This is a genomic window from Agrobacterium sp. 10MFCol1.1, from assembly GCF_000381165.1.
In the GTDB taxonomy this organism is placed as follows: Bacteria; Pseudomonadota; Alphaproteobacteria; order Rhizobiales; family Rhizobiaceae; genus Agrobacterium; species Agrobacterium tumefaciens.
In genome coordinates this window covers 70,462-92,580 of the sequence record NZ_KB906072.1, presented here as the reverse complement: position 1 = coordinate 92,580, position 22,119 = coordinate 70,462, and the positions used below count along the sequence as shown (strand labels likewise).

The following is a 22,119-nucleotide window of genomic DNA, read 5'->3' as shown; positions in this document are numbered from 1 at the left end:
AAATCGCCATCGATTTTTGGGTCGTGCCAAAACCAGTCTGTGGGCTGGATTATGCGCAATGTGATGGTGATGAAATTCCCGACGCAAGACGAGGCTTGCGCGGTTCCCATGGGCAACATTGACTCCCGAAGAGGAGACGAGCATGGCAGTTATTATTCCAATCGCCGAAGCCCGACGAAGCCTGCGCCCGGCCGGAATGCCCGGCAAGGTTATGGGCCCGGCAAAGGTCGTGCTGTTTACCGGCGTGCGTTATGAAAAACGCGATACGGAACCGGCTGGCAAGGACGCGCGCAAGCGCAAGCCCGCACCGGAAACCGTCTTCAAATCCTGATTACGCTTGGTTGACCGGCGCTATTTCCACGGTGTCGGCTGGCATTTCGCCTCGTTCAGGAACCGTTGCGCTTCTTCCCCGAAGCTCGGCTGCGGCACCATGGTCCGCAACACCACATACCCTTCCGTCTGATCCGATTCCGCCAGAATGGCCTGTGAGAGGGATGGCGGCTGCGCCTTGCGAATGGCCGCGATCTGCACCGAATCCGCCACCAGAATATCCATCACCCCGCCTGCGGACGTGCGGTCGTTCATGCTGAACACCTCGTTCGACGCCTTGTCGTAAACCGCGACCGACCAGAAGGGCACCGCGCCGATGGCCGTCAGCCTGACGGGCTTTTCCTCGATATTGAAGGTGCAGACGGCAACCCGCATGAAGGGATCGCCGCTTCCCAGTGTCTTTTTCTCCGTCGTTTCTTCGAGAAGATGAAACTGATGCGGCTTACCTTCCGCCAAGGCGCGGGTATAGGCGTCGCGATTGCTGAAATGCGGTATCGCCAGAAGAATGACGACATGCAGCACGGCGGCGGCGACAAGGCCGGTGAGGATGGCGAGCAGGGTCCTAAGCATTGCCACACCCCAGCTTGCGGATTTGCGGCATGGCGATGTCTATAAGGCCGGAACTGCCGGCAACCGGCGTGTCGAGCAGCGTCATGACCAGCTTGAATGTCTGCCCCTGCGGCACGGCCAGCCAGTTATAGGTCTGGGCATCGGGTGCAATGGTGATGTCGATGCCGCCATCGGCGCTGCGCAGCAGCGTGCGCGAATTGAGCGCAAACGGTCGTCCGGCATCTTCCGCCAGAACATTGCCCTGCTGGTCGGCGGTATAGAGCGTCCAGAACCGCGAGGGCGGCACGGCGCCCGCCAGCTGGTAACGGCATTCGCCGGTCAGGCGCTGGCCGTCGCTGTCGACGGAGGCGGTGAAGGCCAGCCCCTCGGCCGTTCCATAAAGCAGCTTGCCGGCATCGGCGCGGTGCGACTTGGCGTAGGGATCGGCCTCGATCGTCTGCGCTTCCGGAAAGGCATCCCATGAGCCGATGCGGATCGAGCCGAAGCCGGATGTCGCCTCAAGTGCTGCCAGCGTCGCGGCAATGCCGCCGCCAAAGGCGATCAATAGGGCGATGCCGACAAGGAATGGAACTCGAAACACGCTGTTTTCCCGTTTTTGAACAGGTCGAGGACTATCACTGATTCCCTGTTTGGAAAATGGTACGCCTTGTTTAGTCTTGATGGAAATGACCAGAAGAGGGATTCCACCATGTCGCGACAAGCCGCCATCGACCACGCCACCCGCTTTTTCGACGATGGCAGGTTCGAGCAGGACTTGGCGCGGCGCGTTTCGCTGCGCACCGAAAGCCAGGATGAGGCGCGCGGTGCCGAGCTGGCGCTCTATCTGGAGCGCGAAATGCAGCCCGCTTTCACCGCCATGGGGTTTTCCTGCACGATCCTGCGCGACCCGGCGGCGGATTTGCCGTTTCTGATCGCCGAACGTTTCGAGGGTGAAAATCTGCCGACCGTGCTGGGTTATGGCCACGGCGATGTGGTGCGTGGTCTTGATGACGGCTGGGCAGAAGGCCTTTCGCCTTTCGTGATGTCCGAGCGCAATGGAAGGTGGTACGGGCGCGGCACCGCCGACAACAAGGGGCAGCATTCGGTCAACATGGCGGCGCTGAAAGCGGTGCTGGAGACGCGTGGAAGACTTGGGTTCAACGCCAAATATCTGATCGAGATGGGCGAGGAGAGGGGCTCTCCCGGCTTGAGGGAAGTTTGCCGGGACTATAGCGAGCGGCTGAAAGCCGATCTTCTGATCGCCTCCGACGGCCCGCGCCTGAATGCGGAGCGGCCGACCGTTTTTCTCGGTGCGCGCGGCGGCATTACCTTCGATCTGGTGATCGAGGCGCGGGAAGGCGGCCATCATTCCGGCAATTGGGGCGGGGCGCTGTCCAATCCCGGCGTGCAGCTGGCGCACGCCATGGCAAGCCTCGTTGGCCCATCCGGGCAGATCCGCGTGCCCGAACTGGTGCCCGAAGAACTGCCGCAGGCCGTGCGTGACGCGCTTGCCGATTGCGAGATCGATGGCGGCCCGGATGGTCCGAAAATCGATCCTGACTGGGGCGAGCCCGGCCTTTCCACCGCCGAGCGTGTGTTCGGCTGGTGTGCGCTGGAGGTGCTGGCCTTCGAGACCGGCAATCCGCGCGCGCCGGTCAATGCCATTCCGCCACGGGCATGGGCGCGGCTGCAATTGCGCTTCGTTGTCGGCATCGATCCGGAAGCGGTGCTGCCCGCCATCCGCCGCCATCTCGACCGGCAGGGATTCAGCATGGTGCGGATCGTACCCGCCGGCGACGAGATTTTTCGCGCCACGCGGCTTGATCCGCAGGATCCATGGGTCGGCTTCACTCTGAGTTCCATGGCCCGCACGACGGGCAAGAAACCGGCACTTCTTCCCAATCTGGGTGGCTCGCTGCCCAACGATATCTTTGCCGATATACTGAAACTGCGCACCATCTGGGTGCCGCATTCTTATCCCGGCTGCTCGCAGCATGCGCCGAACGAACATCTGCCGAAAGAGATTGCCCGCGAGGCGCTTGCCATCATGGCCGGGCTTTACTGGGACCTCGGAGAGGGAGAAACCCCTCCGCTTTAAGCGCCCATGACCAGCTTGAAGGCGATGGCCCACATGGTGAAGGCGATAACCCCTTCGAGGATGCGCCAGGCGGACGGCTTTTCGAAGATCGGGCGCAGCCAGCGCGCGCCGTAACCCAGCGAAAAGAAGAACAGCAGGGAGCCGGTGGCGGCACCCGCCGCGAAGGTTTTTTCAAAGCCGGGAAATTGCGTGGAGATGGTGCCGAGCAACACGACGGTATCGAGATAGACATGCGGGTTGAGAAAGGTCAGCGCCAGGCAAATGGCAAGCGTCTGCCACAGGCTCGCCTCCCGCCTTTCCGCCACCGAAAGCACCTCCGACGAACGCAGGGCCGAATGTAGGCTTTTCGCGCCATACCAGATGAGAAACGCCGCACCGGCATACCGCATGATGGGATCGAGCGCCGGCATGACGGCGCTTATCCGCTGAAAACCGAAGACGCCGACGGTGATCAGCAGCGCATCGGAAATCGCGCAGGTGGCACAGACGGCAAAGACATGGGAGCGCGCCAGCCCCTGCTTCAGAACGAAAGCATTCTGCGCGCCGATGGCAACGATGAGGCTGAGACCCATCGTCAGGCCGGTGAAGAAGATCTGAATGTCCATGCTGGCTGCTGCCTTTTTTCTCTGCCTGTGCAGATGGATGATGCCACCGCTTCCAGACCGAGTGCTTTGATATTTCCCTCCCATGGTTTAATCAAATTAAACAAACTCAGTTCAAGTAAGTAAAACTAATGACGGGCAAAAACTATGCGACAGGGCGATTTCATGTGCGGGCACCTCGCCTGACCCTTTTTCCTGTGACAAGGACAGGAATGAGGGAAGAGGAGAGTGCTACTGCTACTGCCCGGACGCTTCCCGCCCAACACGCCCATATCAACCTTTACAAGGAGGCCTTTGATGCTGGACTATCCTTCCATGCGCGCCGTAGCGCTCGTGGCCCAGACCGGCAGCTTTGAGAAGGCGGCACAGGTGCTGTGTGTCACGCCCTCGGCCGTTTCCCAGCGTATCAAGCAGCTGGAGGAGCGCCTCGGCGTGGTGCTGATCGTGCGCGGTAATCCTTGCGTGGCGACGGAAAAGGGCGAATGGCTTTGCCGGCACATGGACCATGTCGGCATGCTGGAAACCGAACTGTTCCGGCAACTTCCGGTTCTTTCGGAAGCGGGCGCGGCGGCGGATCGTGTCACACTCAACATTGCCACCAATGCCGATAGTCTCGGCACATGGTTCCTCGACGCGGTTTCGAAATTCACCGGTGGCAGCGACTATCTCGTCAATATTGCGGTGGACGATCAGGACCATACGGTGGAATGGCTGCGCGGGGGCAGGGTGCTCGCCGCCGTCACCGCCCATGCCAAGCCTGTGCAGGGCTGCCGGGTCTTGGCTCTCGGTGTGCTCAGATATCACGCCACCGCCAGCCCGGCTTTCATGGCGCGCCATTTCTCCGATGGCGTCACGCCTGCCACGCTTGCCCGCGCGCCGGGGCTTACCTTCAACCAGAAGGACAGGCTGCAGGCCAGCTGGATCAAAAAAGCGCTGGGTGAGGATATATCCTATCCCACCCACTGGCTGCCCTCGACCGACGGTTTCGTGAAGGCAAGTCTTGCCGGCATGGGCTGGGGCCTCAACCCGGTGCAGCTGGTGGGAGAGCACCTTGAGGCGGGGCGGCTTGTGGAAATCGTTCCCGGCACGCCGCTCGATATCCCGCTTTACTGGCAGGTCAATCGGCTCGCCGCTGAACGCCTCGGCACGCTCACCGCCCATGTGGTGGAAACAGCACGGGCGGCGCTTCTTTCCTGAGGCAGATCAAATAGTCTGCCATTCGCTCCAGTTCAACACGCGCGGAATCTGCGGTTTTGCTTCGCCGCCAAGAAACGCGATATATTCCAGCGAGTGGCCGTCGGGATCTTTGAAATAGACGCTGGCTGCCGGCATCCATGGAAAGACGACGGGCTCGTCGATCTCCTTTTCGCCGTCAAAACCGAGCGGCGTTACGCCGTTCCGGCGGAGATAGTCCGGTGCGGCGAGAAGCTGATCAAAATCGACGCTGAAGGCGATGTGCAGTCTCATATTGATGGGTGCGGACTGGATGGACCATAGGCCAAGCATCGAATGCCCACGTTCGCCGGTCCAGAAGAACGCCACATTCCGTTCAGGGAATCGTTGTGCCAGCTCCAGACCGACAACATTACGATAAAACTCAACCGAGCGTTCCAGGTTCGAAACCGTCAAATGCGTCTCGAACAATGCTTTTACTTTCACCATTTCCTGTCCTCAATTGCCTAGCGCTGCGCCTTTCGGGCATTCGCTTTCTTGCAATCGGACTGTGCAACCTCAACCATGATTGAGGTCAAGCACCAAATATGGATTTTTCTAAAGCCGAGTGCAGGCAGCAATCTGGAGGGAAAAACGCCTTCAGCATTATGAGCCAAGGTTGCCAAGCCGTCACCGCCGGGCCGCATCCCCCGGGCCATCCCGCAACGACGCATCCGCAACCTTTTGCGTCGTGACGGTCAAAGGCGCGGCTTCCTTCATCTTCTTGGCGATGGAACGGATGACGCGGGTTGCTTCGGCTGAGAGCGAGCGTGGGCGGGTGAGTGCCGGCATGGCAGGTGCAGCGGTGGCGGATGCGGCAGCGACCTGGGCCGAAGGCTGCGGGCGCGCGCCTGTCGGCAGCGGGTTCTGGATGCCGGGAATGGGGCGCAGCTCCATGCCTTGATGGGCGTAGTCCATAAGCCGCTTGAAGGTCATGGCGGGAAGCGCGCCGCCGGTCATGTTGTTCATCGGCGTGAAATCGTCGTTTCCGAACCAGACCGCCGTGGTGTAATTGCCGGTGAAGCCCACATACCAGGCGTCGCGGTAAGCCTGCGACGTGCCGGTCTTGCCGCCGGAAACGATGCCGTTTTCAAGCGCGCCGCGCCGGGCCGTTCCCATCACGGGAATGGTGACAAGCATCTGGTTCATCTTCGAATTGGCCTCTTCGGAAAGCACCCGCTTGGCGGGTTCCTCGTCACGGCCGAAATCGTAGAGAACCTTGCCCTCGTAATCCAGCACCTGCTCGATGCCGTGGCGGCGCGATTGCATGCCATCGGCCGGGAACACGGCATAGGCCGTCGCCTGATCGAGAACCGTCAGTTCCGATGTGCCGAGCGGAATGGTCTTGTCGCTGCGCAGCGGCGTGGCGACGCCCATCGCCTTGGCGGTGTCGACGATCACCTGCGTGCCGAGCACGTCTTTGGCGAGACGCACCGGCACGGTGTTGTAGGATTTGGCAAGCGCCACCTGCAACGTCACCTTGCCGGCGTAGGAGCGGCCATAATTCTGCGGCGACCAGCCGCGCCAGGTCACGGGCGCGTCGGAAATCAGCGTCTCCGGCTTCATGCCCTTTTCCATGGCGGCCGAGTAGGTATAGACCTTGAAGGAGGATCCCGGCTGGCGCAGCGCCGCCGTTGCGCGGTTGAACTGGCTTTCGCCGTAGTCACGCCCGCCGACCATGGCGCGCAACGCGCCGCCGTTTTCGATCATCACCATCGCGCCCTGCTTGACGCGGTAGCCCTCGCCATACTCGCGCAGCTCCATTTCCATCGCCTGCTCGGCTGCCTGTTGCAGCCCGGTATCGATGGTGGTGCGCACGACGACGGTATGGTCCTTGAACCTGCCCTGCGCCGCCAGCCGCTGTACCTCGTCAAACGCCCAGTCGAGGAAATAATCCGGGGCCTTCACATCGGCGCGGTCAATGACGGTGGCCGGATTGCGCCGCGCGCCGATCACCTGACCCTCGGTCATCAGCCCGCTCTGCACCAGGTTGGAAAGCACGGTGTTGGCGCGCGCACGTGCGGCGGGCAGGTTGACATGCGGTGCGTATTTGGCCGGCGCCTTGAACAGGCCGGCGAGGATGGCGGATTCGGCAAGCGTGACATCGGTCAGGTTCTTGCCGAAGTAAAATTGCGCCGCCGCTGCCGCCCCGAACGTGCCGCCGCCCATATAGGCGCGGTCGAGATAAAGGCTGAGGATTTCCTTCTTCGACATGTTGGCCTCGAGCCACAGGGCGAGGAAGGCTTCCTTGATCTTGCGCTCCAGCGAGCGCTCATTGGTAAGGAACAGGTTCTTGGCAAGCTGCTGCGTCAGCGTCGAGCCGCCCTGCACCACGCCGCCGGCGCGGGCATTCTCGCTCATGGCGCGTGCAAGGCCAATGAAATCGATGCCGAAATGGTCGAAGAAGCGCCTGTCTTCGGTGGCCAGAACCGCCTTGATGAAATGATCCGGCATCTGGTCGATCGGGACGGAATCCTCATGGATGATGCCGCGATGGCCGATGGTGTTGCCGTAACGGTCAAGGAAGGTCACGGCAAAATCACCGCGATAACGCCAGTCCTTCTTGGTCTCCTCGAAGGCGGGCATGGCAAGCGCCAGAAGAACGACACAGCCGGCCGTTCCGAAAGTCAGCGCGTCGCATGTCAGGTTGACGAGAAGCTTCTTCCAGCCGCGCACATGCAGTTTGCGCGAGGCAATGGTGACGTCTTCCCAGAAATCCACCAGCCTTGCCGCAGCCGTCCACAGGCCGGAGTCGATAAAGCTATCGATTCTCAGCAGGATGTGCCGCTTTTTGCGACCGTTTTTATCGTCTTTTTCTTCCTGCACCTGGCGATGTTTTCCTGTTCAACGCAACGCGGATTGTCGATGTTTCTGCGCTTCATCCAATTCCGGACGCAAAACCATGACATGGTTCTGCTGGAATTGCTTGACGCGGCGGCCTCTCGCGGGTCAATGACCCTTTGCCACTCGCCAAAATGCTAAAATATCGTACAAACCAGCCCTTGGCGATACGATATTAAGGATTAGGGATCGGTTAAACCTTGCCCTCCAAGAGATCAAAATGGAACGGAAATGTTAACGATGAATGACGCGCCGTTCTGGAAAACCAAATCACTGGAAGAGATGAGTGGCCAGGAATGGGAAAGCCTGTGCGACGGCTGCGGCCTGTGCTGTCTGAACAAGCTGGAAGATTGGGACACCGGCGAAGTGGTGTTCACGTCGGTCCGCTGTCAGCTGCTTGACGGTGAAAGCTGTCGGTGCTCCGACTATGAGAACCGCCGCGCAACCGTGCCGGACTGTATCCAGCTGGATTTGAAAAAGGTGCACGAAATCGGCTGGCTGCCGCCCACCTGTGCCTACGCGCTGGTGCGCGATGGCAAGGATCTGTACTGGTGGCACTATCTCGTCTCCGGCGACGTGAACACGGTGCATCAGGCCGGCATTTCCGCGCGCGGCCGCACCGTCAACGAGCTGGATGTGGAGGTTGACGATTTCGAGGATTATGTGGTGGACTGGCCGCTCACAGTGGGTGAGACGGCGGGCGAAAAAGAGAATAGCTGACGGAAGTCGCCAATTTTCGTGTTGGTCCTATTCCTGCCCCATCGTTTTCTTAAGGCATGTTTCGGAATAACGGCATGCCTGAAACAAGGGCCGCCGTTCATCCATTCCGGCATATGATCCGCAGAATGCGGACGAGGGACATCAAAACGCATGCGCTATCGGCTGCCCGCCATCGTTCTTTCGTGCATTGCCCTTCAGGGTATTCTGCCGCTTTCCGCCTCCGCCCAGCAATCGCAGGCTTTTGAATGCACGCTGGTCACCTCCATCGAGACCGGCGCTGTCATCAACCAGCAGGGCGCCTGCGATCAGCGCGTGGCGCCGGCCTCCACCTTCAAGGTGCCGTTGGCTCTGATCGGTTATGACGCCGGCATCCTGCTGGATAACAAGACCCCCGCATGGGACTGGAAACCCGGCACGGAAGCCCGCGCGCAAGACCGCAAGACGGTTGATCCGACCATATGGGAGCAGGATTCGGTGCTGTGGTATTCGCGCGAACTCACCCGCCGCCTCGGCCCGGAAAAATTCGCCGCCTATGTCAAACGTCTGGGTTACGGCAATGCCGATGTCTCGGGTGAGCCCGGCAAGAATAACGGTCTCACCCATTCCTGGCTCGGCGCTTCCCTGACCGTTTCCCCGGTCGAGCAGGTGGGCTTCATCCGCCGCCTTCTGGCCGGAAATCTGCCGGTTTCGCGCGACGCGCAGGCAAAGACGCGGGCGATCGTGCCGGTGTTCGATGCGCCGGAGAGCTGGAGCGTGCACGGCAAGACCGGCACGGGCTTCATGCGCGACGAAAAAGGCAACCCCGACCGAAGCCGCCCCTTCGGCTGGTTCGTTGGCTGGGCGGAGCGCGAAGGCCAGCACATCGTCTTCGCAAGGCTTCGCGTTGCCGACAAGCCGTCGAGTGAACCGCTCGGCCCCGCAGTTCGCGACGCCTTCCTGCGCGATATTGCCCGGCTGGCGGTGCACAGATGATTACACGGCTGGCCAGCCCCAAGGAAAAGCGGACATGGCGGACGCCTCCAACGATGTGATCAAGCTCTACACCGACCATGGGGCCGATTTCGACAGGCTGCGCGGTCGCTCCCTTGCCGAAAAACCCTGGCTGGATCGGTTCACGTCGCTTTTGCCGCAGGGCGGATCCATCCTCGATATCGGCTGCGGTTCAGGCGAGCCGATCGCCGGCTACTTCATCGGCAACGGATATGACGTGACCGGCATCGATACGTCATATCCCCTGATAGAAATTTGCCGCACCAGATTTCCGGAAAAGCGCTGGGTGGTCGCCGATATGCGTGAACTCGTGTTGAGTTGCCGCTTCGACGGGTTGATTGCCTGGCATAGTTTTTTCCATCTGAAGGCCGACGATCAGCGCCGCATGTTCGGTATTTTCCGGCAGCACGCCAATGACGGCGCCGCACTGATGTTCACGGCCGGGCCGGGACACGGGGAAGCGACGGGGACCCTTCAGGGAAAGCCGCTTTACCATGCCAGCCTCGCTCGCGAAGAATATGAAAGCCTGCTTGCCGCGCACGGGTTTCGACTTCTCGACCACATCGTCAACGATCCCGATTGCGGTGGGGCGACGATTTATCTCGCCAGACGTGTGGCGGCGTAACCATCGAATTCAGAGCCCTGCCAGGCACTCACGATTGTGCGTGCGATAAAAAATGTCCTTATCCCTTGACCTTCCCATGATGGGAATCCTTACATAGTAGCCATAAACTGGCGAAAGTCGCCCCGAGGGAAGTGGCATTATGAATATCGGACAGGCTTCGGATGCATCCGGCGTTTCCGCCAAGATGATCCGTTATTACGAACAGATCGGCCTCATCACCCCCGCCGCCCGCACCGGCAACAACTACCGGGTCTATGGCGAGCAGGACGTGCATAATCTCCGCTTTATCAAGCGGGCGCGCACGCTTGGCTTCTCGCTGGAGGAGACCGAAACGCTCCTGAAACTCTGGCAGGACAAGAGCCGCGAGAGTTCGGCGGTGAAGGACATTGCGCTCGGCCATATCGCCGATCTCGAGCAGAAGATTGCCGAGATGAAGGGCATGGTGAAGACGCTGTCCCACCTTGCCCATTGCTGCGGCGGCGACCACCGGCCGGATTGCCCGATCCTCGATGATCTAGCGGCAGGCGTCGAAAAGGCCGCCCACAAGCCTGCGAAGGCCCACTGACGGCCGCATCCCGCCCCGCCGCCAGTCCCTAAACCTCGTCGAACGCACCGCCTTCGCGCGAGGGATTGCGGTCGATCACGCGCTCTTCCGCGTCATCGGGAAGGGCCTCGTCGCTTTCCTGATAAGGGTCGTCCTCGCTCTCGGCCTCTTCTTCCTCGATTTCATGTTCGATGGACTGCGGAATTTCTCCCTTTGCCGGAAGGGCGTCGATATCGAGATCGAGCAGTTCCTCGTCCATGGCGTCTTCGTTGAGAGGTGTGATTTTCTTGCGGTCCATGGTGGTATCCTTTCTGTCTGGTAATTGCGCAAACGACCGGGGAGGCAGAGGGTTCCTGATGCCTGCAAGTTCGCTCGAGCGGAATAGGTGAAAAGGCGCCTTGACCTCAATGGTGCTTGAGGTTCTAGTTTGCCCGCCGTATCGCAAGAATGGAAAGGATACGGCTTTGACGAGTATGGAAATGACGGAGAAAAATAGCTGGTCGGAATTGCTTGGTGGGGCGAACCTCTCGCTTCTGACCGTCATTTCCTCCGGTATCGGCCTGCATGCCTTCAACCAGTTTGCAGTAGTCACGGCCCTGCCGGTCGCGGTGCGCGAGATTGGCGGCGCGGCCTTCTATAGCTGGGCCTACAGCCTCTATTTCGTCGGTTCCGTGGCAGGCGGTGTCACCGCCGTTCTGTTTCGCGAGCGTTTTGGCGCACGCAGCGTTCTATTCCTGTGCTGCCTTATCTTTTCCTTCGGCTCCGTCATGTCGGCACTCGCCGACAGCTTTTTATGGGTCGTCATCGGCCGGGCGTTGCAGGGACTTGCCGATGGCCTGATCGTGGCGGTGTGTTACAGCCTCATACCTGCCGGCTTTCGCTCGGCTCTACTGCCGAAGGTCTTTGCCATCGAGGCGGCCATCTGGGCGGTGGCGTCCTTCGTCGGGCCGCTCACCGGCGGGTTTGCCACGGAGCACATCTCCTGGCGCGCCACATTCCTGTTGTCTGCGCCGCTGATCGTGCTGCTGCTGGCCTATACGGCGATTGCGGTCTCGGCGGAACGGTCGGTCGCGACCTCGCGCAAGCCGATGGTGCCGCTGCTGCTTTGCCTCGTTGGCGCATTGGCTTTCTCCGCACCCTCCGCCTTTGAGGATGCCGGTCTGCGCATCATGTCGCTGCTGGTTGGTGCGGCACTGTTGTGGGCGTCGCTGAAGGCGGGCATCCGGCCTTCCACCGGCCTGTTCCCCAGGGATTCCTTCCGGTTGAAAACGGTACTTGGCAGCGGTTTCTGGGTGCTGTTCCTGATGTCCTATGCCCATGCACTCGGCAGCGTCTATCTCGCTTATGTCGCCATCAATCTCTGGCACCATGAGCCGACCTTCGCCGGTTTTATCGTCGTGACGATGCCGCTTGCCTGGAGCTTCGTGGCAATGCTGATCGGCAGCCTGCGTTCGGGCCGCCTGCGGCAGCTTTGCCTGCATTACGGACCCTACCAGATGGTGCCGGGCTGTGCGCTGCTCGGGCTTGGGCTGGCGACGGGGAACTGGCCGGAAATGCTGATCGGGCAGATATTGATCGGTTCAGCTTTCGGCATGTCCTGGGCAGGCATCAGCCAGGCGGCCATGGAAGCCGCGCCGGAAGAGGAGCGCAAGATGACGGGCGCGCTGCTGCCTACGGTCGCGACGCTGGGTGCCGCGGCCGGTGCGGGCGCAAGCGGTACCGTCGCTGCCGCGAGCGATCTCGTTCTGCAGATCGATCGTGCGGATGTGACGATGCCGATGCTCTATCTCTATGGGCTGGGTGTCATCGTCTCGCTTCTGGCGATCCTGACAACCCGCGGCTTGCGAAGCGGACAGCGCTGACGCCTCTGCGGCGTGTGTGCCGTTAAGACTGCGTGGTGGCGATGGTGATCGCCGCCAGATACACCACGAAAGCCATGATCGCGACTGCGCCAATAATGATGACGACACCCTTGCCCGCGCGTTTTTTCTCGGTCTTGTTTTCGTTGGCCTCTGTCGGAAACAGGATGGGATCGCGGGAATCGCTGATTTTTGTCATGCCGTTTCTCCTTTGAGCGGTTGCTGCTTATCAACAGCAGATCCGCCAAAAGGTTCCTCACGGACGCAGCGCCCAGCTGGTGGCGTGCACTACAGCCCCCGGCGCTGCCTTGAGGAGCGCTGAACGCACGGGCTCGAAACCCTCTATGCGTTTTGTGCCCACATACCGGCCCCGGTTGGCGAACACTTCGATGGATCCGTAGTCCAGAAAGACGCGGATGTGCGAGGCCCTTGCCCCTCTGGCGATATAGTGCGGCGAGGGGCCATCGCGCCCGTCATCATGGCGGATCCACAGGCCCGTTTCATCGGCGATGAGGCCCAGTGTGACCACGGGATGATCGAGCACCAACTCGAACGGTGTGCCGGGCGAGGCAAGCTCGATTAGCATCTCCACTGCACCGTTGATGAAGGTGACGCGCTCCCCGGCCGCCAGCCGCGTGCGATCGACAATATGGCTTCGCAGGCTTTCCGTCGCACCGATGGGCGGGGTCAGTAGCTCGCCGTTCGAATAGTGGATTCGGCGAGGCAGCGTCATGGATGTCGGGAAATCGATCTCCGGATTGGCATCCGCCCAATTGGCGAGCCAGCCGATGCCGATGATGCTGTCGCCATCCAGAAACGCCTGGAAGGCGTAATTGTCGGTGCCGAAATCCAGCTCCTGCCCGAATTCCTTGGTGAAAATCTTGCCGTCGAACCAGCCGACATCGGCCATAGTCAGGTTCTTGCGGCCGGTTTCAGGGTCTTCGGAATGCATCAACCCATAGACCAGAACCCAGCGCGTGGATCGGGCATTGGCCGGGCCGTCGAGCGGCAGAAGGCAGGGGCATTCAATGGCAGTGGTCTTGTAGCGCGTTTCCACCCAAAGCTTGCCCACATAGGTCCAGCCTGACGCCGCCGTCGGGTCCAGCGTCTCGTAAAGCAGGATGACGCCGCCACCGTCGCTCTGACTTCCGAGCAGCATTTTCCAAAGTCCATCCGGGCCGCGAAAGACGTAAGGATCGCGGAAATCCGGCGTCAGCCCCTGTCCGTCCGGGCGATGGCCGAGAATGACTTCGGCCTGTCCGGCCATGATGAGATCGGAAGAAGTGGCGGTGAGCTGGATCTGCTGTTCGGGAATGCGATCCTGCACCTGCTCGGTGAAGAACACGCGGATGCCCGAACCTTCGACCAAAGGAATTGTCGAGCCGGAATAAGCGCCGCCGCGCTTGTCCGGCCGCGTCGTCAGGTCCTCGGAAGGGAAGAGGAAGATCGGCAGATGCCTCCAGCGCAGGTAATCGGAGGAAACCGCGTGGCCCCAATGCATGGTGTTCCAGCGCAGCCCGTGTGAATAATGCTGATAGAACAGATGCGGCCGTCCTTCGAACCGGCCAAAGCCGTTCGGATCGTTCATCCAGCCGAAGGGCGGGCGGAAGTGGTAGCTGTCAGGCAGTTCCGGTGCGGCATTGTCCGGCTTGGTATGGACGACGGTTATGCCGGTTTCCAGCACGTCGGCGGCGGTGAACCAGTAGATGACGGAAACGGCGGTCGTGACAGTATCGTAGCTCAGTTCCACATGGCCGCCGCCGAAGACCTGATAGATTCTAAATCCGAACTCTTCCGTGTTGAGGCTTGAAACCTCAGCGAATTTTCCATTCGCATTGGAAAAGGAGACGGCACCGGGTTCCGCCGGTTTTTTCGCCTTCAGCCATACATGGAAAGTGGCGTTAACAGGCAGATCGGTGTGCAGGATGCGGATTGCGCTTTCCGGCTCGGCGGCTACGGCTTCAACGACGGTCATTCCCGTTCCTTTCGTTGCGGCTACTTTGGTTCAGGAAACGCAACGAATGGGACGAAAGAAAGTTCAACCGCCAGAGGTTTCGCCGTCGCCAGCCTCGTATTTGCCATCCAGCTCGAACAGCAGCCCGTCTGGATGATAGAAGGTGCGGCCTTCGCCGGAGAAGTAAGCCGCAACGATCTGGTTGGTCAGCCGCGAGCCGAAACCCGTACGCGTCGGCGTCCTGACCGCAGGTCCGTCCGTCTCGCGCCAGCGCAGTGCGAAGCGGTCATCCTCGTCCAGCGTCCAAAAGATTTCGATTTTGCCGCTCTCGTTGGAAAGCGCGCCATATTTCATCGCGTTGGTGGCCAGTTCATAAATGGCCAGAGACAGGCCCAGGGCCTGTTGCGGCGCGATTTCCATGTCCGGTCCGGAAATCGTTACGCGCGCCTTGTCGTCGAGATGCGGATAAACGGACTCGCGGACAAGCGCGGAGATGCTGGCACCCTTTCCCGAAGCATGAATGAGGTTCTGGGCGTTGCCGAGTGCTGCGATACGTCTTTTGATGGTGTCGCGCGCATCCTCAAGCGTCTGCGAATGGCGCAGGGTGGCGCTGACGACCGCCGTGGTGATCGCCATCGTATTCTTGACCCGGTGGACGAGTTCGCGCCGCAGAAGATCCTCCCGGCTGCGGCTCTGCACCGCTCCGGTCGTGTCGACGGCTATGTCTATCAGCCCTGCGATCTTGCCCTGGTCGTCGTAAAGCGGGCTGTAGGAAAAGGTCCAGTAGGTGTCTTCGGGGTAGCCGTTGCGGTCCATGACGAGATGCATGTCCTCGGCGAACGTACCCTTGCCGGAGAGTGCCTGATCAACGAAGGGTTTCACATCGTTCCAGACATCGGACCAGATGATGTGAAACGGCTTGCCGAGCGCACCCTCTTCCTTCAGCCCGAGAAACGGGCGGTAGGCGTCGTTGTAGACGATGTTGAGGTCAGGCCCCCAGAACAGACAGATTGCATGGCCTTGCTTGAGGATCATCTGCACGGTGGTTTTGAGTGATACCGGCCATGTCTCTATCGGCCCCGTGCTTGTCGACGCCCAGTCGAAGCGGCGGATGGCCTCGCCCATTTCACTGTCGTCATAGGGGAACTCTGGCACGAATTTATCCTGCTTGCATTGCGGCTCATTCATTGGATGTTTGTATGTTCAAATATACCTGAAGTTCAAATTGATTTTTCCGAACTCCGCTGCGGCTTCCCGTAATTGTGGCTATTCACCCCTCGCAACCGGGCGGAAAAAGGGCCATATCAGGTAAAAGCAGGGAGTTTACCCGTGATCACATTCGACAATTCCTATGCCCGCCTGCCGGAAAGGTTCAGCGCCGCCGTCTTGCCAACGCCGGTGAAGGCGCCACGCCTCATCGCCTTCAATCGCGCGCTGGCAGACGAGCTTCTTCTCGACGTCTCAGGCCTCGACGACGACAGGCTGGCGGCGATCTTTTCCGGCAATGTGGTACCGCAAGGGGCCGAGCCGCTGGCGATGGCCTATGCCGGCCACCAGTTCGGCGGTTTCGTGCCGCAGCTCGGCGATGGTCGTGCCATTCTTCTCGGTGAAGTCATCGACAAACACGGCAAACGTCGGGATATCCAGCTGAAGGGTTCCGGCCCGACGCCGTTTTCGCGAAGGGGCGACGGGCGCGCGGCGCTCGGCCCGGTGCTACGCGAATATATCGTCTCCGAGGCAATGTTCGCGCTTGGCATTCCCGCGACAAGGGCGCTCGCCGCCGTCCTGTCCGGTGACAGGGTGCAGCGCGAGGTGGGTCTGCCGGGCGGGGTTTTCACCCGTGTTGCGGCAAGCCATATCAGGGTCGGCACCTTCCAGTTCTTCGCCGCGCGCGAGGATGATGAGGGGATCAGAAATCTCGCGGATTATGTGATTGACCGCCACTATCCCGAAGTGAAAAACGCGGACAATCCCTATCTCGCCCTGTTGCAGGGCATCGCTCTGAGGCAGTGCGAACTCATCGCCCGCTGGATGATGGTTGGCTTCATCCACGGCGTGATGAATACCGACAATATGGCGATCTCCGGCGAGACGATAGACTTCGGTCCATGCGCCTTCCTTGACGAATACAATTCGAACAAGGTGTTCTCCTCCATCGACGCACAGGGGCGCTACGCCTTCAACAATCAGCCGGGCATCGCCCAATGGAACATTGCAAGGCTGGCGGAATGCCTGTTGCCGCTGCTTGACCCTCAAGTGGAGAAAGCAGCCGAACTCGCAAACGCCGTGCTCGCTGATTTCGCCGCCGCGTTTCCCAAGCGCTGGCTTGCCGGCATGCGCGAAAAGCTTGGGCTGACGGGCGAAGAGGAGGGCGATATCGAGCTGGTGCAGGCGCTTCTTTCGCTGATGCAGGCATCGGAAGCCGATTATACGCTGACCTTCCGGCGTCTTTCTCACGCGGTAGAGGGCGATTCCGAGCCGTTTCGCGGCATGTTCATCGATATCGCGGCGGCGGATGCATGGCTGGCGCGCTGGCAGGAGCGGGCCGGGCGGGAAGAAGTTTCTGCCTCCGAGATGTCGCGGGCGATGCTCGCCGTCAACCCGGCCATCATTCCCCGCAACCACCGCATCGAGGAACTGATCGAGGCGGCGGTGGAAGACGGCGATTTCGAACCGTTCCACGCCATGCTGGCGGCGATTGCCACGCCATTTGAGGAACGGCCGGACAATTTCGTCTACATGCAGCCGCCGATGAGCGATGAGAAGGTGTTTCGGACCTTTTGCGGGACGTGATTTGGGAGAGGCATTCCGCCGCTCGTCGTCATGCTCGGGCCTGTCCCGAGCATCTGCGACCTATCGATTTCGTGAGACGTTAGATCCTCGGGACAAGCCCGAGGATGACAGTGTCGGGGCCGATTGCTCCCCTTAACTCACCCAACCCGGGCCAGCGGCTCATGCGCGCCGTAATATCTTCCAAACCGGTTTTCCAGGAATTTCGGCAGGGCCACTTCTTCCTGCCGGACAAACCCCTTCTGCGGCAGGGCGCCTTCCGCAAGCAGGTCGAGAACGGTGCAGATACCGGCTGCGGTGGTGATCTGGATTGCGCTCATCATCCGGCCGGAAACGGGGCCGGCATAGACCTTGTTGGCATAGGTTTCCTGCAGGAAACGGCCGTTGCGGGTGCCGCAGACGGTGACGAAGACAATGACCACGTCCTGCATGGTGCCGGGCAGGGCGTTTTCGAACAGGTCCTTCAGCACATCGCGGCGGTTGCGCAGGTTGAGGTCGTTCAAAAGCGCCTTCATGATTGCGACATGGCCGGGATAACGGATGGTGCGGTAATTCATCGTCCGCACCTTGCCTTCCAGCGTCGCACATAGCGTGCCGAGGCCGCCCGAGGTATTGAAGGCCTCATAAGTCACGCCGTCGAGCGAGAACTCTTCGCGCTCTTCCAGCGCCGGAACGGCGGTGAGGCGGCCTTCGACGATGGCTTCGCAGGGCTCGATATACTCGTTGATCAGCCCGTCCGTGCTCCAGGTAAGGTTGTAGTTGAGCGCATTGGACGGATATTGCGGCAGCGCGCCGACACGCATGCGCACGCTGTCCAGCTTGTCGAACCGGGCGGCAAGATCTGCGGCGACGATGGAAATGAACCCGGGGGCAAGGCCGCATTGGGGAATGAGCGCGGTCTCAGCCGTTTCCGCCAGTGCCTTGACCTTGCGGGTGGATTCGACGTCTTCAGTCAGATCGAGATAATGCGTGCCGACTGTAACCGCAGCTTCCGCAATGCCTGCCGTCAGGTGGAAGGGGGCAGCGGAAAGCACGGCAAACTTGCCTTTCAACAGCGCTTCCAGCGCCGGACGGTCGCCAATGTCGACGATTTCAGTGTCGACACGCTCATGCGCCGGCACATTCGTCAGCTGGTCTGCCGAGCGATCGGCAACCGTGATGCGATAATCGCCGGTGACAGCAAGCATCCAGGCGATGGCTGAACCGATATTGCCCGCGCCGATGACGACGATGTTTTTCATGTTTTTGTTCCCCGCAGTAAATTTATATGCCTCTGCGCACCGGATGCGCTTCATAGACAGAATGCCAGCTTTTTTGGACGATTCGCAGCTTCAATATGTGCGGATAGCGGGTTAATATTAGACAATTAGACGACAGGATTGGTCATTATGACGATTGCCGACAAGGACCGGGCGCTGCTCGCCCTGCTTTCCGAAAACGCCCGCATACCGGTGGCGGAACTGGCCCGCAAACTCGGCCTTTCGCGTACCACCGTGCAGGCTCGCATCGAGCGGCTCGAGGCCGAAGGGGTGATCGCCGGTTATGGCCTGAGACTTTCGGAAAGCTATCTTTCCGGGCTGGTGCGCGCCCATGTGCTGATCACCATCGGGCCAAAGGCACTGCCTGGCGTGACGGCGGCGCTCACCGCCATCAAGGAGGTGACAACGCTGCATTCGGTCAGCGGCACTTTTGACCTGATCGCCATTCTGGCAGCACCTTCCATTCTCGACCTTGACCGGTTGATCGACAGGATCGGCGCGCTGGATGGCGTGGAACGCACGCTATCGTCGATCATTCTTTCCACGCGGATTTCGCGGTAGGCGTTGGAGGGTTTGGCAGGCGAAAGGCGGACGAGTGCGCGCAATGCTCTCGTCTCCCTCATCCCTTTGACAAGCACAGAAATCAGGAAGGTGGGGGCTTGCCTTACCCTAACCCACCCCTCTCGTCATAAGCCTTCTGCGCCGCCAGCACCGCGTCCATGTTGCCCTCCGCCCAGTGGGCCAGTGCCGCAACCGTGTCGGTCAGCGTGCGCCCGAGCGGCGTCAGGGAATATTCGACCGTGACCGGCACCGTCGGAAAGGCCTGCCGCGAAATCAGGCCGTCGCGCTCGAGCTTTTTCAGCGTCTGAGACAGAACCTTCTGCGAAATGCCCTTGATTTCCCGCCGCAGCAGATTGAAGCGCACCGCGTCCACCCGCAGCTTGTCGAGGATCAGCAGCGCCCATTTGTCAGCGATCCTGTCCAGCACCATGCGTGTGGGGCAGCGATCCTCGTAAACGTCATAGACATGTTCCATGGGTCTCATCCAGCTCTGAAAAGCCCGGGTCGGTTTCCTTGAGGATACCAGATAACCGGAAAGTGCTCTCTTTTCCTGATTTCGAATACGCAGTACGTATGTTTTCGAAACATGGTTTCCACTAGATACTACGGAGATTTGAGATGACTGGCAAGATACTCGTAATCGGCTCCACCGGCACCATCGGCACGCCGCTGGTAAAGGCGCTTCTGGCCAAGGGCGAAAGCGTGAAAGCAGCCTCGCGCACCGGCAAGGCAGCCGAAGGCGCGGAAGGGGTGCGCTTCGATTATACCGACGCCTCGACCTACACGGATGCCTTCGATGGCGTTGATCGTCTGTTTCTGATCCTGGCTGGCGGGCGTCTGGATGCAATCGACGCGCTGACGCCGGTTGTCGAGGAAGCTGCCCGCCGCAAGGTGAAGATCGTGTTTCTCAGCGTCTTCGGCGTCGATGCCGACGATTCCATTCCCTATCGCCAGGTGGAACTGAAGATCATCGCTTCCGGCGCGCCTTACGTCATTCTGCGCCCCAACTGGTTTGCCGATAATTTCCACACCTACTGGAAGGCCGGCATCGAACACGGCCAGATCGCCGTTCCGGCAGGCGAAGGCAAGTCGAGCTTCATCGACGTGCGCGATATCGCCGACAGTGCAGCGGCAGCGCTGACCTCGACGGCTTTCGACAATAAGGCGTTCAACCTGACCGGGCCGAAGGCTCTGAGTTACGGCGAGGCGGCCGCGATCATCTCGCAGGCCATCGGCAAGCCGGTCGGCTATAGCGCGGTTTCGGACGATGTTTTCATCGGCATTCTGACCGGCGCTGGCGTTCCGAAGGATTACGCCGCCTTCCTCGCGTCGATCTTCTATCCGGTGCGCGAAGGCTGGACGTCGGCGGTCACCGGTGATGTCGAGACTTTGACCGGCCACGCACCGCGCTCGCTGGAAACCTATGTGGCCGACCATGTGGCCGCGCTGAAGGACTGACGCTCAGAAACGACACGCCCGTCGCGTCACGCCGGATCGGTGGAGCCGCGGCGGGCCTTGAACAACATCTTGAGCCGCTGGATATCATCCGCATTCCAGCCCTGCGGTGCGGTTACCTCCATCCAAGCATCGATATAATGCTCCGGCGCGTAGACATGGCCGTAACCGATCGGCGCCGTGGTGGCGGCGGCAACATCAAGACCGAGCTGCAGCAGGGTCACGACGGGGAACCAGCGGAAGGACGTGGAGACGTCAGGGCCGTGATGAACCATCCATTGCGGTCGCCGGTAAAGCGATGCGGCCTCGAAGAAGGTGATCGGGTCGCTGGCATATTGCAGATAGACGATGCGCATCGGCCCCCACTTCGCATCAGGCATATGCGCGGTGGTATATTGGTTGGCGAAGCGGATGACCGAGGAATCGCGGAAACGCGGCAGCCATTCCGGCGTACCCGCCACCCGCCCATTGGTGGCCATGCGCCATGTGGGGCTGGAAAAGGGCGGACCGCTCCACAGCGCACCCTGGAACGGGTCCGAGAGCACATCGTAAAGATCGGATGATTTCTGCGAGTTCAGCGAACCGAGGCTCAGCCCGTGCAGATAGAGTTTCGGGCGCGTTTCCTTCGGCAGGGTGGTCCAGTAACCGTAGACGGCCTGAAACAGCGCGCGCGCCGTTTCCACACCGTAATCCGGTTCGGTCAGAAGCGCGATCCAGCTGGAAAGATAGGAATATTGCACGGCAACGCTGGCGATATCCCCGTCGTGCAGATATTCGACCGTATCGAGCGCTTCCGGATCGATCCAGCCGGTGCCGGTGGGAATGACGACCAGCAACACCTTGCGCTCGAACCCGCCAACCCGCTTCAGCTCCTCCAGCGCAAGTGCTGCCCTTTCCTCGGGCGTTGCCGCAGAATTCAGGCCTGCATAGACCCTGAGCGGTTCCCTGGCCGGGCGGTGGGTGAAGGCGGAAATCTCCTGTGCCTCCGGCCCGCCGGCCACGAATTCGCGGCCTCTGCGGCCAAGCGATTCCCATGTCATCAGGGAAGCGCTGCTGCCGGTTTTGAGCGCATCGGAGGGGCGCGGTACATCCGGCTCGATCAGCGCATCCACCTGTTTCAGCGAGGAATCGGCAAACTTCAGGCCGATATCGAAGATCAGACCGTTCAGCAGCATCCATGACAGCACGATGGCGGCGGCTATACCGAGCACATTGGCGAGCCGGCGCGGCAGGAAGTGACGGCTGCGCACCGAGAAGAATCGCCGGATGAGCTGGAAAAGCCGTCCAGCGCCGATGAGGAGGGCGGAGACCAGCACCGCAACGCCGCCGGTCTTGGTGGGGTGCGCGCTGGGCAACGGATCTAGCTCCATCAGGATACGGATGGAATTCTGCCAGTCTTTCGCCTGCCAAAGAAACGCGATCGCCGTTATCGCGCTGGCAAGGGCGATGAGAAAGCGGATGCTGCGCCGATTATGGCGCGAGGGGTGGGGCAATTCCAGATAGGTCCAGATGGCGGTGAGCGCCACGCCGATCAGATAACCGATGGCAAAGGAAAATCCGCACAGCACACCCTGCATCAGCCATGTGCGCGGCAGAAGAGACGGCGTGAGCGAAGCGCAGAACAGAATAGTGCCAAAGACGATGCCGGTTGCCGAAAGACCCGCAAACAACCGCCCAACCCATTGTTCCAACAACTTGACTTGCCCCTTTTTCCCGCCGTCTGGCACGAG

Annotated in this window: 23 protein-coding genes; 11 read left to right on the top strand and 12 right to left on the bottom strand. The window is 60.6% G+C overall.

Annotated features, from left to right (window positions below; all coding sequences use genetic code 11):
* Positions 1-142: 142 nt before the first annotated feature.
* Positions 143-331, top strand: a complete 189-nt coding sequence (locus F617_RS0100485) for a hypothetical protein (RefSeq protein ID WP_003512051.1) — start codon at positions 143-145, stop codon at positions 329-331.
* Between the two features lie 20 nt (positions 332-351).
* Here the strand turns inward: F617_RS0100485 and F617_RS0100480 are convergent, their stop codons facing one another.
* Both F617_RS0100480 and F617_RS0100475 read right to left on the bottom strand, forming a co-directional pair.
* The gene (locus F617_RS0100480) at positions 352-900 is read right to left on the bottom strand and encodes a membrane protein (RefSeq protein ID WP_019564099.1); all 549 of its coding nucleotides are present in this window, start codon (positions 898-900) and stop codon (positions 352-354) included.
* Positions 893-1,480 (bottom strand): DUF1214 domain-containing protein, encoded by a 588-nt coding sequence (locus F617_RS0100475; RefSeq protein ID WP_003512054.1) that lies wholly within the window; start codon positions 1,478-1,480, stop codon positions 893-895. Before F617_RS0100475 ends, F617_RS0100480 begins: the two co-directional genes overlap by 8 nt.
* Positions 1,481-1,588: 108 nt before the next feature.
* On the opposite strand from F617_RS0100475, the gene F617_RS0100470 reads away from it, so the two are divergent.
* Positions 1,589-2,977, top strand: a complete 1,389-nt coding sequence (locus F617_RS0100470) for a M20 family metallopeptidase (RefSeq protein ID WP_019564098.1) — start codon at positions 1,589-1,591, stop codon at positions 2,975-2,977.
* On the opposite strand, the gene F617_RS0100465 is transcribed toward F617_RS0100470, so the two are convergent.
* Positions 2,974-3,582, bottom strand: coding sequence for a LysE/ArgO family amino acid transporter (locus F617_RS0100465; RefSeq protein WP_003512058.1), 609 nt, complete (start codon positions 3,580-3,582; stop codon positions 2,974-2,976). The genes F617_RS0100470 and F617_RS0100465 overlap by 4 nt on opposite strands.
* Positions 3,583-3,876: 294 nt before the next feature.
* Here F617_RS0100465 and F617_RS0100460 point away from each other — a divergent pair, with 294 nt between their 5' ends.
* Positions 3,877-4,776 carry a LysR family transcriptional regulator ArgP gene (locus F617_RS0100460; protein WP_019564097.1) on the top strand — a complete coding sequence of 300 codons (900 nt, stop codon included), beginning with the start codon at positions 3,877-3,879 and terminating at the stop codon, positions 4,774-4,776.
* A gap of 6 nt (positions 4,777-4,782) precedes the next feature.
* Here F617_RS0100460 and F617_RS0100455 read toward each other — a convergent pair whose 3' ends face one another.
* Together F617_RS0100455 and F617_RS0100450 are read right to left on the bottom strand one after the other, a co-directional pair.
* Entirely contained in the window at positions 4,783-5,241 is a 459-nt protein-coding gene (locus tag F617_RS0100455) for a VOC family protein (protein ID WP_019564096.1), read from the bottom strand.
* Between the two features lie 180 nt (positions 5,242-5,421).
* Positions 5,422-7,617, bottom strand: a complete 2,196-nt coding sequence (locus F617_RS0100450; RefSeq protein ID WP_013635720.1) for a transglycosylase domain-containing protein — start codon at positions 7,615-7,617, stop codon at positions 5,422-5,424.
* Positions 7,618-7,872: 255 nt separating this feature from the next.
* Between F617_RS0100450 and F617_RS0100445 the strand changes: the two genes are divergently transcribed.
* The 4 genes from F617_RS0100445 to cueR all read left to right on the top strand — a co-directional run bounded on the left by F617_RS0100445 (position 7,873) and on the right by cueR (position 10,532).
* On the top strand, positions 7,873-8,352 hold the full coding sequence (locus F617_RS0100445; RefSeq protein WP_019564095.1) for a YcgN family cysteine cluster protein: 480 nt from the start codon (positions 7,873-7,875) through the stop codon (positions 8,350-8,352).
* Positions 8,353-8,502: 150 nt separating this feature from the next.
* Positions 8,503-9,324 carry a class D beta-lactamase gene (gene blaOXA, locus F617_RS0100440; RefSeq protein ID WP_019564094.1) on the top strand — a complete coding sequence of 274 codons (822 nt, stop codon included), beginning with the start codon at positions 8,503-8,505 and terminating at the stop codon, positions 9,322-9,324.
* Positions 9,325-9,358: 34 nt separating this feature from the next.
* Positions 9,359-9,967, top strand: a complete 609-nt coding sequence (locus tag F617_RS0100435; RefSeq protein WP_019564093.1) for a class I SAM-dependent methyltransferase — start codon at positions 9,359-9,361, stop codon at positions 9,965-9,967.
* 139 nt (positions 9,968-10,106) lie between these two features.
* The gene (gene cueR / locus F617_RS0100430; RefSeq protein ID WP_003512071.1) at positions 10,107-10,532 is read left to right on the top strand and encodes a Cu(I)-responsive transcriptional regulator; all 426 of its coding nucleotides are present in this window, start codon (positions 10,107-10,109) and stop codon (positions 10,530-10,532) included.
* Positions 10,533-10,560: 28 nt separating this feature from the next.
* Here the strand turns inward: cueR and F617_RS0100425 are convergent, their stop codons facing one another.
* Positions 10,561-10,809, bottom strand: coding sequence for a hypothetical protein (locus F617_RS0100425; protein ID WP_003512073.1), 249 nt, complete (start codon positions 10,807-10,809; stop codon positions 10,561-10,563).
* Positions 10,810-10,984: 175 nt separating this feature from the next.
* On the opposite strand from F617_RS0100425, the gene F617_RS0100420 reads away from it, so the two are divergent.
* Positions 10,985-12,373: an MFS transporter gene (locus F617_RS0100420; RefSeq protein ID WP_019564092.1), complete on the top strand. Its 1,389-nt coding sequence runs from the start codon at positions 10,985-10,987 to the stop codon at positions 12,371-12,373.
* Positions 12,374-12,395: 22 nt separating this feature from the next.
* Here the strand turns inward: F617_RS0100420 and F617_RS26790 are convergent, their stop codons facing one another.
* The 3 genes from F617_RS26790 to F617_RS0100405 all read right to left on the bottom strand — a co-directional run bounded on the left by F617_RS26790 (position 12,396) and on the right by F617_RS0100405 (position 15,479).
* A complete protein-coding gene (locus tag F617_RS26790) occupies positions 12,396-12,569 on the bottom strand; it encodes a hypothetical protein (protein ID WP_003512077.1) in 174 nt (57 codons plus the stop codon).
* Between the two features lie 57 nt (positions 12,570-12,626).
* Complete coding sequence (locus F617_RS0100410; RefSeq protein ID WP_019564091.1) at positions 12,627-14,345, bottom strand: glycoside hydrolase family 32 protein; 1,719 nt, start codon at positions 14,343-14,345, stop codon at positions 12,627-12,629.
* Positions 14,346-14,408: 63 nt separating this feature from the next.
* Positions 14,409-15,479, bottom strand: coding sequence for a sensor histidine kinase (locus F617_RS0100405; protein ID WP_245260746.1), 1,071 nt, complete (start codon positions 15,477-15,479; stop codon positions 14,409-14,411).
* Positions 15,480-15,656: 177 nt separating this feature from the next.
* Between F617_RS0100405 and F617_RS0100400 the strand changes: the two genes are divergently transcribed.
* Positions 15,657-17,117 (top strand): YdiU family protein, encoded by a 1,461-nt coding sequence (locus F617_RS0100400; RefSeq protein WP_026330601.1) that lies wholly within the window; start codon positions 15,657-15,659, stop codon positions 17,115-17,117.
* A 137-nt stretch (positions 17,118-17,254) separates the two neighbouring features.
* On the opposite strand, the gene F617_RS0100395 is transcribed toward F617_RS0100400, so the two are convergent.
* Positions 17,255-18,355, bottom strand: a complete 1,101-nt coding sequence (locus F617_RS0100395; protein ID WP_003512083.1) for a saccharopine dehydrogenase family protein — start codon at positions 18,353-18,355, stop codon at positions 17,255-17,257.
* Between the two features lie 147 nt (positions 18,356-18,502).
* Between F617_RS0100395 and F617_RS0100390 the strand changes: the two genes are divergently transcribed.
* Positions 18,503-18,934, top strand: a complete 432-nt coding sequence (locus F617_RS0100390) for an Lrp/AsnC family transcriptional regulator (RefSeq protein ID WP_019564088.1) — start codon at positions 18,503-18,505, stop codon at positions 18,932-18,934.
* Between the two features lie 103 nt (positions 18,935-19,037).
* Here the strand turns inward: F617_RS0100390 and F617_RS0100385 are convergent, their stop codons facing one another.
* Entirely contained in the window at positions 19,038-19,409 is a 372-nt protein-coding gene (locus F617_RS0100385) for a helix-turn-helix domain-containing protein (RefSeq protein WP_019564087.1), read from the bottom strand.
* 143 nt (positions 19,410-19,552) lie between these two features.
* On the opposite strand from F617_RS0100385, the gene F617_RS0100380 reads away from it, so the two are divergent.
* On the top strand, positions 19,553-20,392 hold the full coding sequence (locus F617_RS0100380; protein WP_019564086.1) for an SDR family oxidoreductase: 840 nt from the start codon (positions 19,553-19,555) through the stop codon (positions 20,390-20,392).
* A 26-nt stretch (positions 20,393-20,418) separates the two neighbouring features.
* Here the strand turns inward: F617_RS0100380 and F617_RS0100375 are convergent, their stop codons facing one another.
* On the bottom strand, positions 20,419-22,059 hold the full coding sequence (locus F617_RS0100375; RefSeq protein WP_013635730.1) for an alpha/beta-hydrolase family protein: 1,641 nt from the start codon (positions 22,057-22,059) through the stop codon (positions 20,419-20,421).
* Between the last annotated feature and the right edge of the window lie 60 nt (positions 22,060-22,119).